At 69.9% G+C, this 14,218-nt stretch carries 13 protein-coding genes; 4 read left to right on the top strand and 9 right to left on the bottom strand.

All coding sequences use genetic code 11. The features are described from left to right. Positions 1-192: 192 nt before the first annotated feature. Complete coding sequence (locus ACTWOL_RS20275) at positions 193-1,434, bottom strand: aminotransferase class I/II-fold pyridoxal phosphate-dependent enzyme (RefSeq protein ID WP_474298175.1); 1,242 nt, start codon at positions 1,432-1,434, stop codon at positions 193-195. Between the two features lie 387 nt (positions 1,435-1,821). Between ACTWOL_RS20275 and ACTWOL_RS20270 the strand changes: the two genes are divergently transcribed. Then, on the top strand, positions 1,822-2,886 hold the full coding sequence (locus ACTWOL_RS20270) for a mannosyltransferase family protein (protein WP_474298174.1): 1,065 nt from the start codon (positions 1,822-1,824) through the stop codon (positions 2,884-2,886). A 43-nt stretch (positions 2,887-2,929) separates the two neighbouring features. Here ACTWOL_RS20270 and ACTWOL_RS20265 read toward each other — a convergent pair whose 3' ends face one another. The 4 genes from ACTWOL_RS20265 to ACTWOL_RS20250 all read right to left on the bottom strand — a co-directional run bounded on the left by ACTWOL_RS20265 (position 2,930) and on the right by ACTWOL_RS20250 (position 7,304). Further along, positions 2,930-3,469 (bottom strand): YbjN domain-containing protein, encoded by a 540-nt coding sequence (locus ACTWOL_RS20265; protein ID WP_474298173.1) that lies wholly within the window; start codon positions 3,467-3,469, stop codon positions 2,930-2,932. A gap of 189 nt (positions 3,470-3,658) precedes the next feature. Further along, entirely contained in the window at positions 3,659-6,250 is a 2,592-nt protein-coding gene (gene clpB, locus ACTWOL_RS20260; protein ID WP_474298172.1) for an ATP-dependent chaperone ClpB, read from the bottom strand. A 515-nt stretch (positions 6,251-6,765) separates the two neighbouring features. Then, a complete protein-coding gene (locus ACTWOL_RS20255; protein WP_474298171.1) occupies positions 6,766-7,083 on the bottom strand; it encodes a hypothetical protein in 318 nt (105 codons plus the stop codon). After that, positions 7,080-7,304 carry a hypothetical protein gene (locus ACTWOL_RS20250; RefSeq protein WP_474298170.1) on the bottom strand — a complete coding sequence of 75 codons (225 nt, stop codon included), beginning with the start codon at positions 7,302-7,304 and terminating at the stop codon, positions 7,080-7,082. Before ACTWOL_RS20250 ends, ACTWOL_RS20255 begins: the two co-directional genes overlap by 4 nt. 191 nt (positions 7,305-7,495) lie before the next feature. On the opposite strand from ACTWOL_RS20250, the gene ACTWOL_RS20245 reads away from it, so the two are divergent. Together ACTWOL_RS20245 and ACTWOL_RS20240 are read left to right on the top strand one after the other, a co-directional pair. Beyond that, entirely contained in the window at positions 7,496-8,614 is a 1,119-nt protein-coding gene (locus tag ACTWOL_RS20245; protein WP_474298169.1) for a hypothetical protein, read from the top strand. A gap of 14 nt (positions 8,615-8,628) precedes the next feature. Beyond that, a complete protein-coding gene (locus tag ACTWOL_RS20240) occupies positions 8,629-8,886 on the top strand; it encodes a hypothetical protein (protein WP_474298168.1) in 258 nt (85 codons plus the stop codon). A 73-nt stretch (positions 8,887-8,959) separates the two neighbouring features. Here ACTWOL_RS20240 and ACTWOL_RS20235 read toward each other — a convergent pair whose 3' ends face one another. The 4 genes from ACTWOL_RS20235 to dnaK are packed head-to-tail and all read right to left on the bottom strand — an operon-like array spanning position 8,960 to position 13,192. Beyond that, positions 8,960-9,418, bottom strand: a complete 459-nt coding sequence (locus ACTWOL_RS20235) for a heat shock protein transcriptional repressor HspR (RefSeq protein ID WP_474298167.1) — start codon at positions 9,416-9,418, stop codon at positions 8,960-8,962. Positions 9,419-9,422: 4 nt separating this feature from the next. Then, on the bottom strand, positions 9,423-10,604 hold the full coding sequence (gene dnaJ / locus ACTWOL_RS20230; RefSeq protein ID WP_474298166.1) for a molecular chaperone DnaJ: 1,182 nt from the start codon (positions 10,602-10,604) through the stop codon (positions 9,423-9,425). A 57-nt stretch (positions 10,605-10,661) separates the two neighbouring features. Continuing rightward, positions 10,662-11,339 carry a nucleotide exchange factor GrpE gene (gene grpE / locus ACTWOL_RS20225; RefSeq protein ID WP_474298165.1) on the bottom strand — a complete coding sequence of 226 codons (678 nt, stop codon included), beginning with the start codon at positions 11,337-11,339 and terminating at the stop codon, positions 10,662-10,664. After that, a complete protein-coding gene (gene dnaK / locus ACTWOL_RS20220; RefSeq protein WP_474298164.1) occupies positions 11,339-13,192 on the bottom strand; it encodes a molecular chaperone DnaK in 1,854 nt (617 codons plus the stop codon). The genes grpE and dnaK overlap by 1 nt, the downstream gene beginning before the upstream one ends. Positions 13,193-13,574: 382 nt before the next feature. Here dnaK and ACTWOL_RS20215 point away from each other — a divergent pair, with 382 nt between their 5' ends. Further along, positions 13,575-14,066, top strand: a complete 492-nt coding sequence (locus tag ACTWOL_RS20215; protein WP_474298163.1) for a sugar transferase — start codon at positions 13,575-13,577, stop codon at positions 14,064-14,066. The last annotated feature ends 152 nt before the right edge of the window (positions 14,067-14,218 follow it).

Raw genomic sequence — 14,218 nt, 5'->3', positions numbered from 1 at the left:
CCGCGTACTGCGCGGACCCCCGGGGTCGGCTCCTCCCAGCGGATGCTGCGAAGCGCAAGGCCGGCATCCTCGCCCGGCGCCTGGTCGGGACCCCCGGGAGTGCGCATCTCGACGGGGACCGGGAGCGGCGACAGGGAAAGGGGCCCGGGAGGACCCGGGCCCCTGGAGCTGGAACGAACGCCCTGGACCTGCCTACCGCCGGACGGCAGCAGCTACGGGCCCTGCCTCCGCGGCCCCGGCCAACCGCTCGACGGCCTCGCGGATCGACGCCTCGCTCTTGCAGACCGAGAAGCGCACCAGCCAGGCCGGGGCGTCCGCGCTCAGCAGGAAGGCCGAGGTGGGAATGGCCACCACGCCGGCACGCCCGGGGAGTTCACGGCAGAAGCGCACACCGTCCGTATGGCCCCACGGCCGTACGTCCGCCTGCACGAAGTAACCGGCTTCCGCCCGCAGCGGGCGGAGCCCGGCGCGGGTCAGCCCGTCGGCGAGCAGATCGCGGTGTCTGCGGAGGGTCTCCCTCAGCCCCGCCGCCCATGTCTCCACCGAGCCGAGTGCCTTCGCGATGGCTTCCTGGTAGGGGGTGCCCGACGCGTACGTCAGGAACTGCTTGGCGCAGTTCACGGCGGCGACGAGCGGTGCCGGACCGCAGATCCAGCCCACCTTCCACCCGGTCACGTTGAAGGTCTTTCCCGCCGAGGAGACGATCAGGGTCCGCTCGCGCATCCCGGGCAGCGTCGCGATCGGCAGATGCCGGACGCCGTCGGCATAGACCAGGTGCTCGTACACCTCGTCCGTGACGACGGTCAGCGAACGCTCACGGCAGACCTCGGCGATCGCGGCCAGCTCGTCGTCCGTGAACACCTTGCCCGTCGGATTGTGCGGGCTGTTCAGCAGCAGCACCCGCGTCCGGTCCGTCACGGCGGCGCGCAGGGCGTCCGCGTCGAGGGCGAAACCGTCCCCGTCCAGGGCCAGCGGTACGCCGACGAGCCGGGCACCGGCGAGCCGCGCGTCGGCCGCATAGGCGTCGTAGCAGGGGTCGAAGGCGATGATCTCGTCGCCCGGGTCGCACAGCGCCAGCAGGGCGGCGGCCAGTGCCTCCGTCGCGCCCGTGGTCACCAGGACCTCGCCGTCGGCGCTGTAGTCGAGGCCGTACCGCCGGCGCTGATGGGCGGCGACGGCCTCGCGCAGCGCCGGGAAACCTGCGGCGGGCGGATACTGGTTGCGGCCCGACAGCACCGCGTCGGCCACGTCCTTGAGCAGGCCGGCCGGGCTCTCGAGCTCCGGGACGCCCTGCCCCAGGTTCACCGCGCCGGTGCGCCTCGCCAGCTCCGTCATCTCGGTGAAGACCGAGGTCCCCATGCCCTGCACACGCGCGGCAGGACTCCAGTGCGCCGGGCCCGCCGGCTCCTGCAGCTGTGTACCCCTCGTCTCCATGCGGTCCCACTTTCCTGTGTGCGTCCGACATCCGGCAGAGGTCCGGGCACCCCACCCTAGGCGTATGCCGGGGCGCTGTGGGCGGACGCTTGTGCAGAACCGGCCAAGCCACCGGCAGGGGGGCCGCGGCCCGCCGCCACCGGACACATCGTCAAAAAGAGTGCCGTCACCGGCAGCCACCCGGATGGCCGCGCAGCGCTCGCGCCGTCCGCGCACGCCGCTGAAGGTCGGGGTGACCGACCGATCACGCGCGCACGGAGGTGTCCCCTGTCCGCCGAGACGATCGACAAGGCGTCAGTCGGCGCCCGGCCCGCTCCCCGCTGGCGCGCGGCCCTGCAGCGGGCCGCCCCCGCGCTCGGGCTGTTCGCGGCGGCCCGGCTGATCGGCATGGGACTGATGGCCGCCTGGGCGTGGCACATCGGCAAGTCCCCGAGGGCACTGCTCGCCACCTCGTGGGACTCCGACTGGTACACCCGCATCGCCGCCCACGGCTATGGGCGGACCCTGCACTGGCCGGACGGCGTGGTCCAGTCCGACCTGGCGTTCTTCCCGCTCTATCCCGGTCTGGTGCGGGGCGTGACCACCGTTCTGCCGGTGACCGGGGGCACGGCGGGCCTGATGCTGTCCTGGGCCGCCGCCGCCGCGGCCGCCTGGGGTATCTACGCCCTCGTCGAGCGGCTCCACGACCGGCGGTCCGCCATCGTGGTCGTCCTGCTGTGGGGGCTGCTGCCGCACTCGATCGTGCTGTCCATGGCCTACACCGAACCCCTGCTGACCGCGCTGGCAGCCTGGTCCCTGTACGCCCTGGTGACCGGCCGGAGGCTGTGGGCGGGCTCGCTGGCGGCCCTGGCAGGACTCACCCGGCCCAACGGCATCGCGGTGGCGGCGGCGGTGTGCGCGGTGGCGGCGTACGAGCTCTTCGTCCACAGAAGGGGGGCGGAAGCGGGCGGCGACCGGTGGCGGCTGTGGACCGCGGCCGCACTGGCACCGGCCGGCTGGTTCGGCTATCTGCTCTGGGTCGGGGTGCGCACGGGCGATCCGCTCGGCGGCTACTTCGCCGTGCAGAGCGGGTGGACCTCACGGTTCGATCTGGGAGCCGGCTCCCTGCGGGTGGTGCGGTCGATGGTGACCACCCCGGCGTTCCTCGGCTTCCCGATAGCGCTCGTCATCACCTGCGCGGGCGTACTGCTCCTGGTGCTGCTCCTGCTGGAGCGCCCCGCGCTGCCGCTCGTCGTCTACACCGGGGTGCTGGTGCTGATCACGGTCGGCGGATCGGGGTTCTTCGAATCCAAGCCGCGGTTCCTGCTGCCCGGGTTCCCTTTGCTGCTGCCGCTGGCCATGGCCCTGACACGGGCACGGCCAAGGGCGGCGATCACGGTGATCGCCGCCCTTGCCGTGACGTCCTTCGGCTACGGGGCCTATCTGCTGACGCTGGCCCCCATGGCGCTGTGAAGCGACGGGGCAGCCGTCACCGGCGTGCCCACGTGACTCGGCCTCAGTCCTCGGCCGGCTTCTCGTCCTCTTCGCCGGCCGCGGGCTCGAGGCCGAGCTGCTCGGCGAGCCACTTGTCGAACTCGATCGAGGCCCGTACCCAGCTGACCGTCGACGACACGAAGTGCTCCAGGCTGACGCCGGTGCCGATCAGCATCTGCGCCTCACCGATGAGACGGAGCGACGCCTCTTCGCCCTCCTCCTCGTGGGAGTGCGTGTACACCTTCGGCCACAGGGTGCGGCGGTTCCAGTCGTCGATCAAGTCGAGGATCTGCGCCCGGTCCCCGATGTCGTGCGGCCGGTCGTAGAACGTGCGCACCGAGAAGACCTGCTGCTCCTCCTCGCCGCGGAACATGAAGTAGGTGCGGAACTCCTCCCACGGCGCCGCGAGGTCACCCTCGTCGTCGACGACGTACTTCAGTTCCATCTGGTCGAGAAGCTGCTTGACCAGATCCTGGTCGGGCACCACGGGGCCCGGCGGCGGTCCGGCCTGAGGCTGGGGCTGGCCCCCGAAATTCGGAATCGAGGACGGGTCGATGCTCACGGGGTAATTCCCTTCGTACGGATGCGGCCATCCTCCCCCATCCCGGGCGGGGGCTGGCAACCCCCACAGGGGCTTGATCCATACGTGTCCTGATCGGGCCGTTCCCGGGGCCCGCGCGGCACTCGACCGCTGCGGCCGCGGCCCGTTATGCCCGTCACCGTACGGGCCCCACGATCGCCGTCATGCCCGTCACCGCACGGGCCCCACGATCAGACCGTCCTCGAAGCGGTCGACGCGCACGGTGTCGCCGTCCGTGATCTCTCCCGAGAGGATCTCCTTGGCGAGGCGGTCGCCGATCGCCGTCTGGACCAGCCGGCGCAGCGGCCGGGCCCCGTACGCGGGGTCGTTGCCCTCGTCCGCGAGCCACTCCAGCGCGGCCGGGGTGACGTCCAGCGTCAGCCTGCGCTCGGCGAGACGCCGGGCCAGGCGGTCGATCTGGAGCTCGGCGATACGGGCCAGCTCGTCCTTCGACAGCGCCGAGAAGACCACCAGATCGTCCAGACGGTTGAGGAACTCCGGCTTGAAGGAGGCCCGGACGACCTCCAGGACCTGCTGCTTCTTCTCCTCCTCGGTGGTCAGCGGCTCCATCAGGAACTGGCTGCCCAGATTGGAGGTCAGGATCAGGATGGTGTTGCGGAAGTCGACCGTGCGGCCCTGGCCGTCGGTGAGCCGGCCGTCGTCGAGGACCTGCAGCAGGATGTCGAAGACCTCGGGGTGCGCCTTCTCCACCTCGTCGAGCAGGACCACGCTGTACGGCCGCCGGCGCACCGCCTCGGTCAGCTGGCCGCCCTCCTCGTAGCCGACGTAGCCGGGAGGCGCACCGACCAGCCGCGCGACGGAGTGCTTCTCGCTGTACTCGGACATGTCGATCCGGACCATGGCCCGCTCGTCGTCGAAGAGGAAGTCCGCCAGGGCCTTCGCCAGCTCGGTCTTGCCGACGCCCGTCGGGCCGAGGAACAGGAAGGACCCGGTGGGGCGGTCGGGGTCGGAGATGCCCGCCCGGGAGCGGCGCACCGCGTCCGACACCGCCCGTACGGCCTCGGTCTGGCCGATCAGGCGCCTGCCCAGCTCGTCCTCCATACGCAGCAGCTTCTGGGTCTCGCCCTCGAGCAGCCGGCCCGCCGGGATACCGGTCCAGGCGGCGACCACGTCGGCGATGTCGTCGGGACCGACCTCCTCCTTGACCATGGTGTCCTTCGCGGCCTCCACCTGGGCCTCCGCCTCGGTGGCCGCCGCCAGCTCCCGCTCGAGCGCCGGGATCTCCCCGTAGAGCAGCTTCGACGCGGTGTCGAAGTCGCCGTCGCGCTGGGCGCGCTCCGCCTGCCCGCGCAGCTCGTCGAGCTTCTCCTTCAGCTCGCCGACGCGGTTGAGGGACTCCTTCTCCTTCTCCCAGCGTGCGGTGAGGCCGCGCAGCTCCTCCTCGCGGTCGGCGAGGTCGCGGCGCAGCTTCTCCAGCCGCTGCTTGCTCGCCTCGTCGGTCTCGTTCTTCAGAGCGAGCTCCTCCATCCGCAGCCGGTCGACGGAGCGCTGCAGCTCGTCGATCTCGACCGGCGAGGAGTCGATCTCCATCCGCAGCCGGGAGGCGGACTCGTCGACCAGGTCGATGGCCTTGTCCGGCAGGAAGCGCGAGGTGATGTACCGGTCGGAGAGGGTCGCGGCGGCGACCAGGGCGCTGTCCGCGATCTGCACCTTGTGGTGCGCCTCGTAACGCCCCTTGAGCCCGCGCAGGATCGCGATGGTGTCCTCGACCGTCGGCTCGGCGACCAGCACCTGCTGGAAGCGGCGCTCAAGGGCCGGGTCCTTCTCGATCCGCTCGCGGTACTCGTCGAGCGTCGTCGCGCCGACCATGCGCAGCTCGCCGCGCGCGAGCATCGGCTTGAGCATGTTGCCCGCGTCCATCGCGGAGTCACCGCCGGCGCCCGCGCCCACGACCGTGTGCAGCTCGTCGATGAACGTGATGATCTGGCCGTCGCTCTCCTTGATCTCGGAGAGTACGGTCTTCAGCCGCTCCTCGAACTCGCCGCGATACTTCGCACCCGCAACCATCGCGCCCAGGTCGAGGGCCACCAGCCGCTTGTTCCGCAGCGACTCGGGCACGTCGCCCTTCACGATCCGCTGCGCCAGCCCCTCGACGACGGCGGTCTTGCCGACGCCGGGCTCGCCGATCAGCACCGGATTGTTCTTGGTACGGCGCGAGAGCACCTGCACGACCCTGCGGATCTCGTGGTCACGGCCGATGACGGGGTCGAGCTTGCCTTCCCGCGCCGCCGCCGTGAAGTCGGTGCCGAACTTCTCCAGCGCCTTGTACTGACCCTCGGGGTCGGCGGTCGTCACACGCCGTGATCCCCGCGTCTCCTGGAACGCGGCCAGCAGCTTCTTCGCCGTGGCCCCCTGCTCCTTCAGCACATCGGCGCTGCGGCCGCCCTTGTCCGCGATGCCGATGAGCAGGTGCTCGGTGGACAGGTAGTCGTCGCCGAGCTCCTTCGCGCGGTGGTCGGCGTCGGCGATCACCGCGAGCAGATCGCGGTTGGGCTGCGGGGGCGCGACGGTGGACCCGGTCACGCTCGGCAGATCGGCGAGCACGCGCTCCGCTCCGGCCCGTACGGCCGCCTGGTCGGCGTCGACGGCGGCCAGCAGGTCGGTGATGTTCTCGTTGTCCTGGCCCGCGAGCAGGGCGAGCAGGAGGTGCGCGGCGGTCAGATCGGCGTGGCCCTCGGACACGGCGCGGCTGGAAGCGGCGTTGAGCGCATCCCGGCTCCTGTTGGTCAGCTCGGCGTCCACGTGCGGTTCTCCTCCTCGGATCCGGTCTCGGCTCCGGTGTTTCCGGCATCCCAAGCCCATGACTCATCTAACGTACACAAAGTTGAGTCGATTCCGCTCAAGGCAGCCGGGAAAGATCTTCGGCCCGGCGCGACAGGGGTCGGAACAGGGGCCGGAGGCTCGGACAGGAGGCGCACCAGACGCCGTGCGCATGAAGGAAGGGCCGGAACGGAGCCGGAGGGACCAGAGGGCCAGGAAGGGCCAGGAGGGGGAGGGGCGGTGCCGGCCAGGAAAGGCCGGGAAGGCCGGGGAGGCCGGGGAGGAGCGCAGGACTGCCGGGGGCGGGCCGCAGGACAGCCCGGGAAGGGTCGCAGGACCTGCCGGGGAGCCTTACGGAGGCTCACCCGCCACCGCACCTCGGGCGCGCCCGCAGGCGCTCAAGGGAAAAGCACAGCGGCGCCATCGTGTTTCAGGTCCACGATGGCGCCGCTGTGTGGGGGTAGCGCCTGAGCGATCTTGAACGACGGGGGAACCGCTCAGGCACTGCGGGGGGTGGCGGTGGTCTGCGATTCGACCAGCTGGTGATCGCGCTGATCGAGATTGACGAAGATCATGCCGTACCGGATGGCACAGCGAACGGGTTGCGGGGCCCCACGGGGCCTCCGCAGGCAGCGGTAGGCACGGACATCCTCGTCGTCGCCGCGGGCGACCACGATCGGCTCACCGAAGAGCGTGACCATCACCGAGTCCCCACGGCCGGGAATGGCCGTGACGAGGTCGATGAAGTGCCACCCGGATCGGTACGCGGTCGCCATCTCACGTCGGAAGACGCGGTCATCCGGAGGAACACTCATGCCTGGACGTCCGCCGGTGCGCTCTCCCAGGTGGGTTCACCCGGGTCCGCGGTCACCGACTCGGGCGCCGACTCCCATGTGGGCTCACCCTTCGGAGCCATCTCCCAGGTGGGTTCACCCGGCATCGCGAGCACCGAAGCGGGTGCCGCCTCCCAGGTGGGCTCACCCGGTGCCGCGGTCACCGACGCGGGGGCGGACTCCCACGTGGGCTCACCGCTCACCGCGAGGCCACCGAGAGCGGCCGCAACGGCTATAGCGCAAAGTGCACGAACCATCCTGGTCATCGCCGATCTCCACCTCTTTTGATCACAACCTCCTCCCCCGCGCCTAAGACGATGGCTCACTCCGAACGCTTCCACCAGCGTGTGCAGGCATCATGTTCCTGTAATTCAGGACCCTGAGGGGGGTGCATATGCATGCGAAAAGGGGCGATTCGGGAGACAAGCACAGTCACGACGAGCTGTGCGAGGCGGGGAAATACCTCTATGCGTCCGCTCTGCGCAATGGCCGCATAGCCCGATCCGAGGTGACAGAGGCGCCTTGCCTCATCGAACTGGCCATGCTGCGCCCGGACCCTGACGACGGCGAATGGCTCCGTCCGGTTCCACCGTCCATTGCCCTGCACCAGCTGATACACCCCATCGAGCGGGAGATCCAGGAGCGAAGACGACTCACGATGTCGCTGACGGACGCGTTCGAGCCATTCATGACGCTGAGCCCGCACGATCCGTCCGGCACGCACGCCATCACGGTGCTCGAGGGTCTGGGCGTGATCAACGCCACGCTGGACCGTGTCATCGCCGAGTGCACCGACGAGTTGCTGACCGTGCAGCCCGGCAGCGGAAGAAGGCCCGCCACTCTGCAGGACGGGCTGCGGCGTGTCGAGACGCTCATCGACCGGGGTGTCCGGATGCGGACGCTCTATCAGCACACCGCGCGCCACAACCCTTCCACGATGGCCTACGTCGAGCGGGTCGCCCCGTACGGCGCGGAGGTCCGCACCCTCGAGGAGATCATCGACCGGCTCATCATCGTCGACCGGAAGGTCGCCTTCATCCCGGCACGCAGCGACCGCCGGGTCGCCCTGGAGCTGCGCCACGAGGGCCTGGTGCACTATCTCGTCGGCGTCTTCGACCAGTTCTGGCTCCACGGGGTGCCCTGGGACGACCAGGTCGTCTCGTACGCCCCTGAACTGGACGGCATCAGCGGTGTGCAGCGCTCCATCGCCAAACTCCTCGTCGAGGGCCATGTCGACGAAGCCATCGCCCGCCGCCTCGGCATGAACGTCCGCACCTGCCGTGCCCATATCGCCAAGCTCGCCTCCGCCCTCGGCAGTGGTTCGCGAGCGCAACTCGGCTTCCTCATCGCCCGCTCGGGGATCCTGGAGCAGACCGCGCCGACCGAGCACCCCGACCCGAACGGACCGAACGGACCGAACGGACACAGAACACCCACCGCACCCGCCACACCGCCGACGACAGCGACGACGACGGCGGCAGCAAGTCGCATCGGGCAGGTCGAGCACACCTGACAACGTTCGCACCGGTGTGCGATCATCACGCGGCGCTCCCCCAAGCCCCCTGGCGCTCCCCCCACGCTCCCCACGACCGAGAGCGACCCGACGACAACCCCGCCACCGCCGCGTACGAGAAGATCGCCGAACTCGCGGGCACTGCCGAGGACTACCTCGACACCGGCGCGAAGCGCGGCACCACGTCGTACTACTGGGTGACCGCCGTGGCGGCGGACGGCACCGAATCCCTGCCGGCGGGCGACTGGGCGGTCACCGCACCGGCGCGGTAACCGAACGAACGAAGGGGCCGGGGAGAGCACTGTGGCTCTCCCCGGCCCCTCCCGTATGCCGCTCGGTCAGCCGTCAGGTGTCCCGCTTCGGCTGCTTGGGCCGCCACACCACCAGCGCGCTCGCCTGCTGTACGTCCTGATACGGCACCAGGTCGCGCCGGTACGACGCATGCACCTGCGCCTCGCGCTGCTGCATCGCCGCCGCCGCGCCCTCGACCGCCGCCGACAGCTCGGCGACCCGGGCCTGGAGGGCCGCGACCTGGTTCTCCAGCTCGATGATGCGCTTGATGCCGGCGAGGTTGATGCCCTCGTCCTGGGACAGCGACTGGACCTGGCGGAGCAGTTCGATGTCCCGCGCCGAGTAGCGCCGGCCCCGGCCCGCCGTGCGGTCCGGGGAGACCAGGCCGAGGCGGTCGTACTGCCGAAGGGTCTGCGGGTGCAGTCCGGAGAGCTGGGCCGCCACCGAGATGACGTACACCGGTGTCTCGTCCGTCAGCTGGTATGGATTACGGCGTCGGCCGTCCCTCTCCATGAGGTCACGCTCCCTTCGCAGCCTGGAACAGTTCTGCCCGCGGATCCTCACCCGCAGTCGCCTTCCGGTAGGCCTCGAGTGCCTCACGGGCCTCGTCACCGAGCTCCGCCGGCACCGCGACCTCCACGGTGACCAGCAGATCGCCGCGGGTGCCGTCCTTGCGCACGGCGCCCTTTCCGCGGGCCCGCATCGTACGGCCGCCCGGCGTACCGGCGGGGAGTTTCAGCGTGACCGGGGGTCCGCCGAGCGTCGGCACCTTCACCTCGCCGCCGAGCGCCGCCTCGGTGAAGGTGACCGGCACGGTGATGGTGAGGTTGTCGCCCTTGCGGCCGAAGACCGGGTGGGAGTCGACATGGACGACGACGTACAGGTCACCGGCCGGTCCACCGCGCTCGCCCGGTGCGCCCTTGCCGCGCAGCCGGATCCGCTGCCCGTCCAGGACGCCCGCCGGGATACGGACCTGCATGGTGCGCGAGGACTTGGCACGACCGCTGCCGTGGCAGATCTCGCACGGGTTCTCGGCGATGAGGCCGCGGCCCTTGCAGTCCACGCAGGGGTCGGTCAGCGAGAACGAGCCGCTGCCGCCGCGCGAGACCTGCCCCGTACCGACGCAGGTCGGGCACACCCGCGGAGTGCCGTTCTTGTCGCCGGTGCCCGAACAGGCCTTGCAGGGCTGCTGGCTGGACATTCGCAGCGGGACCGTGGCCCCGTCCACCGCCTCGGTGAAGCTGAGCGTCACCTCGGACTCGATGTCCTGGCCGCGGCGCGGCTGCGTCCGCGTACCCGTCCCCGCGCCGCGGTTGAAGAGTCCGCCGAAGACATCGCCGAGACCGCCGCCGAAACCGCCCGCGGCGTTGCCCCCTCCGCCCTGGGCGCCTCCGAAGAGGTCGCCCAGGTCGAAGTTGAAGTTGCCACCGGCGCCGGGACCGCCGGCCCGGAAGCCACCGTTGCCGAAGAGGGCGCGCGCCTCGTCGTACTCCTTGCGCCGCTTGGCGTCGCCGAGCACGTCATTGGCCTCGGAGATCTCCTTGAAGCGCTCCTCGGCCTTGGTGTCGCCCTTGTTGGCGTCCGGGTGGAACTCGCGGGCGAGCTTCCGGTACGCCTTCTTGATCTCCGCCTCGGTGGCGTCCTTGGGGACGCCGAGAACCTTGTAGTAGTCCTTCTCCACGAAGTCCTTCGTGCTCATCGACGTCCCTCCTCTCGGACGAATCCCCGTGCGTAACCCGGTACGCGACCGATCACGTCAGCCCTCGTCCGGGCCACCGCTCTCCTCGTCGGCCGACTGCTCCTCCTTCGGCGCCGCGGGCGCCGCACCCGGCTGGGGCTCGGCCACCGCGACCCGTGCGGGACGGATGGTCCGCTCCCCGATCCGGTAACCCGGCTGCAGGATCGCCACACAGGTCGTCTCCGTGACGTCCGGTGCGTACGAGTGCATCAGGGCCTCGTGGATCGTCGGGTCGAAGGGCTCGCCCTCCTTGCCGAACTGCTGCAGCCCCATCTTGGCGGCGACCGTCTCCAGCGATTCGGCCACCGACTTGAAGCCGCCGACCAGCTCGCCGTGGTCACGGGCGCGCCCGATGTCGTCGAGCACGGGAAGAAGCTCGGTCAGGAGCTGCGCGACGGCGATCTCCTTGACCGTGATCCGGTCCCGCTCCACCCTGCGGCGGTAGTTCTGGTATTCGGCCTGAAGCCGCTGGAGGTCCAGGGTGCGCTCGTTGAGCGCGGTACGGACCTGGTCCAGCTGAGCCGTCCCGCCCGCTGCCCCGGCCGGCTGTGCCGCCTGCGCGGCGTTCTGTGCTGCGTCCCCGGCCTGGGCCGCCCCCTCCTCCGCGGAGGGAGAGGCGGCCTGCGCCGCTTCGTCGGGAGCGGCGCCGGAGGGGACGTCGGACTTCTCCTCGAAGCCCGGGGTCTCCTCCGTCATCAGGCAGCGCCGCCCTTCTGGTCCTTCTCGTCGTCGACGATCTCGGCGTCGACGACGTCGTCGTCGGCCTTCGCCTGCCCGGCACCGGCGTCACCGGCACCGCCGGAGGCCTGCGCGGCCTGGGCGTCGGCGTACATGGCCTGGCCGAGCTTCTGGGAGACGGCCGCGACCTTCTCGGTGGCGGTGCGGATCTCCGCGGTGTCCTCGCCCTTCAGCTTCTCCTTGAGCTCGGTCACCGCCGTCTCGACCTCGGTCTTGATCTCACCGGGGACCTTGTCCTCGTTGTCCTTGAGGAACTTCTCGGTCTGGTAGACGAGCTGCTCGGCCTGGTTGCGGGCCTCGGCGGCCTCGCGGCGGCGGTGGTCCTCCTCCGCGTACTGCTCGGCCTCCTGGCGCATCCGGTCGACCTCGTCCTTCGGCAGCGAGGAGCCGCCGGTGACGGTCATCTTCTGCTCCTTGCCCGTGCCCAGGTCCTTCGCGGTCACGTGCATGATGCCGTTGGCGTCGATGTCGAACGAGACCTCGATCTGCGGGACGCTGCGCGGGGCCGGCGGAAGGCCGGTCAGCTCGAACATGCCGAGCTTCTTGTTGTACGCCGCGATCTCGCGCTCGCCCTGGTAGACCTGGATCTGCACGGACGGCTGGTTGTCCTCGGCCGTGGTGAAGATCTCGGACCGCTTGGTCGGGATCGTGGTGTTGCGCTCGATCAGCTTGGTCATGATGCCGCCCTTGGTCTCGATACCGAGGGACAGCGGGGTCACGTCGAGGAGCAGGACGTCCTTGACCTCACCCTTGAGGACACCGGCCTGGAGCGTGGCGCCGATGGCGACGACCTCGTCCGGGTTGACACCCTTGTTGGCCTCCTTGCCGCCGGTCAGCTCCTTCACGAGCTCGGCGACGGCGGGCATACGGGTCGAGCCACCCACGAGGACGACGTGGTCGATGCCGGAGAGCGCGATGCCCGCGTCCTTGATGACGTTGTGGAACGGGGTCTTGCAGCGCTCGAGCAGGTCGGCCGTGAGCTGCTGGAACTGGGCGCGCGTGAGCTTCTCGTCCAGGTGCAGCGGGCCCTCGGCGGACGCCGTGATGTAGGGCAGGTTGATCGTCGTCTCGGTCGAGGACGAGAGCTCGATCTTCGCCTTCTCGGCGGCCTCGCGCAGACGCTGGAGCGCCATCTTGTCCTTGGACAGGTCGACGCCGTGGCCGTTGGCGAACTGCTTCACCAGGTAGTCGACGACGCGCTGGTCCCAGTCGTCACCACCGAGGTGGTTGTCACCGTTGGTGGCCTTCACCTCGACGACACCGTCGCCGATCTCCAGCAGCGAGACGTCGAACGTACCGCCACCGAGGTCGAAGACGAGGATGGTCTGGTCGTCCTTGTCGAGGCCGTACGCCAGGGCGGCGGCCGTCGGCTCGTTGACGATGCGCAGGACGTTGAGGCCCGCGATCTCACCGGCCTCCTTGGTGGCCTGGCGCTCGGAGTCGTTGAAGTACGCCGGGACGGTGATCACCGCGTCGGTGACCTTCTCGCCCAGGTAGGCCTCGGCGTCACGCTTGAGCTTCTGCAGGATGAACGCGGAGATCTGCTGCGGGTTGAAGTTCTTCCCGTCGAGCTCGATCTTCCAGTCCGTACCCATGTGACGCTTCACGGACCGGATGGTCCGGTCGACGTTCGTGACCGCCTGACGCTTCGCGACCTCGCCGACCAGCACCTCACCGTTCTTGGCGAAGGCGACGACGGACGGCGTGGTCCTGGCGCCCTCTGCGTTGGTGATGACGGTGGGCTCGCCGCCCTCCAGAACGCTGACGACGGAGTTAGTCGTGCCCAGGTCGATGCCGACCGCACGTGCCATTTCGATTCCTCCAGTGGACTTGAGTGGAACTCGCTCAAGGATGCATCAGTCGCCTCAGGGAGTCAACAGACCTGAGTCGACGCGGCTCAACTATGGTGCGCGCCCGCCGAGAGCTCCACGGTCGTCCCGGCGCGGCCTGCACCCGGCCCCAGCCCCAGCGTGCCAAGGTTCTCGCTGAAGCACACGAAACGGCGACAGACACCACCAGACATCGCCAGACTGCACAGACGACACCAAAAATCAGCGGATACCGCAGACATCAGCAGGTGCGGGCAGACACCGTCAGAAGCCCGTATTTGCCACTTGGGTACCAACGGAAGCAAACAGAGGCCCGGCGGAACCCCACAGAGCTCCCGGCACAACGGAACGGGCAGGTGAAGCGATGCAGCCCAAGCGCCTCCTCGATCTGACCCTCGGCACCGCGCTACTGCTCCTCACCGCACCCCTGCTGTTCGCGGCCGTCTGCTCGGCGGCCCTGCTGCGGCGCCCCGGAGGGGCGTTCGCCCACGAGACGAAGGTCGGGCTCCACGGCCGCCCGATCGCCGTCCGCTCCCTGCACACCCGGCGCTTCCGGTTGGACCTGCTGTCCCGGCTGCCCCACGTCGTACGCGGCGAGATGTCTTTGGTGGGCCCGGCCGCACTGACACCGGACCACCCCCGCGCGGCAGCCCCCTGGCGGCAGACCGTCAAGCCGGGCCTGACCGGCCCCGCACAGCTCGCCCGCCACTCCGTCATGCCCTGGGACGAACCCGTACTGCTCGACCAGCACTATGTGGAGCACCATTGGATCGGAATGGATCTGGCCGTCCTGCTGCACACCCCCCGGGGAATGCGTGGCAGAACCCGCGCCAGACGCCGCGGGCGCTCACGGTGACCCCGGTGCGGGCCGTCCGCACCCCGGCCGACCTGCACTCAGGGTGACCTGAGCGACGCAGATCACCGCAGGCGCAACTACAGTGCGGCGGAATATGTGGGTAGTCTCAGCACGGACTGAATAAGTTACCGCTTAGTAAGTGCTGGATCTTC

Source organism: Micromonospora sp. IBHARD003 (genome assembly GCF_056106285.1).
The sequence above is the reverse complement of the archived record's forward strand: the minus strand, read 5'-3'. Positions and strand labels throughout refer to the sequence as shown.

What these genes read in the sequence shown, in the direction of transcription:
- ACTWOL_RS20215 (WP_474298163.1), top strand. Translation starts at nt 13,575, where the DNA reads ATGCAGCCCAAGCGCCTCCTCGATCTGACCCTCGGCACCGCGCTACTG.
- dnaK (WP_474298164.1), bottom strand. Translation starts at nt 13,192, where the DNA reads ATGGCACGTGCGGTCGGCATCGACCTGGGCACGACTAACTCCGTCGTC.
- grpE (WP_474298165.1), bottom strand. Translation starts at nt 11,339, where the DNA reads ATGACGGAGGAGACCCCGGGCTTCGAGGAGAAGTCCGACGTCCCCTCC.
- ACTWOL_RS20245 (WP_474298169.1), top strand. Translation starts at nt 7,496, where the DNA reads ATGCATGCGAAAAGGGGCGATTCGGGAGACAAGCACAGTCACGACGAG.
- ACTWOL_RS20255 (WP_474298171.1), bottom strand. Translation starts at nt 7,083, where the DNA reads ATGAGTGTTCCTCCGGATGACCGCGTCTTCCGACGTGAGATGGCGACC.
- ACTWOL_RS20275 (WP_474298175.1), bottom strand. Translation starts at nt 1,434, where the DNA reads ATGGAGACGAGGGGTACACAGCTGCAGGAGCCGGCGGGCCCGGCGCAC.
- dnaJ (WP_474298166.1), bottom strand. Translation starts at nt 10,604, where the DNA reads ATGAGCACGAAGGACTTCGTGGAGAAGGACTACTACAAGGTTCTCGGC.
- ACTWOL_RS20235 (WP_474298167.1), bottom strand. Translation starts at nt 9,418, where the DNA reads ATGGAGAGGGACGGCCGACGCCGTAATCCATACCAGCTGACGGACGAG.
- ACTWOL_RS20270 (WP_474298174.1), top strand. Translation starts at nt 1,822, where the DNA reads ATGGGACTGATGGCCGCCTGGGCGTGGCACATCGGCAAGTCCCCGAGG.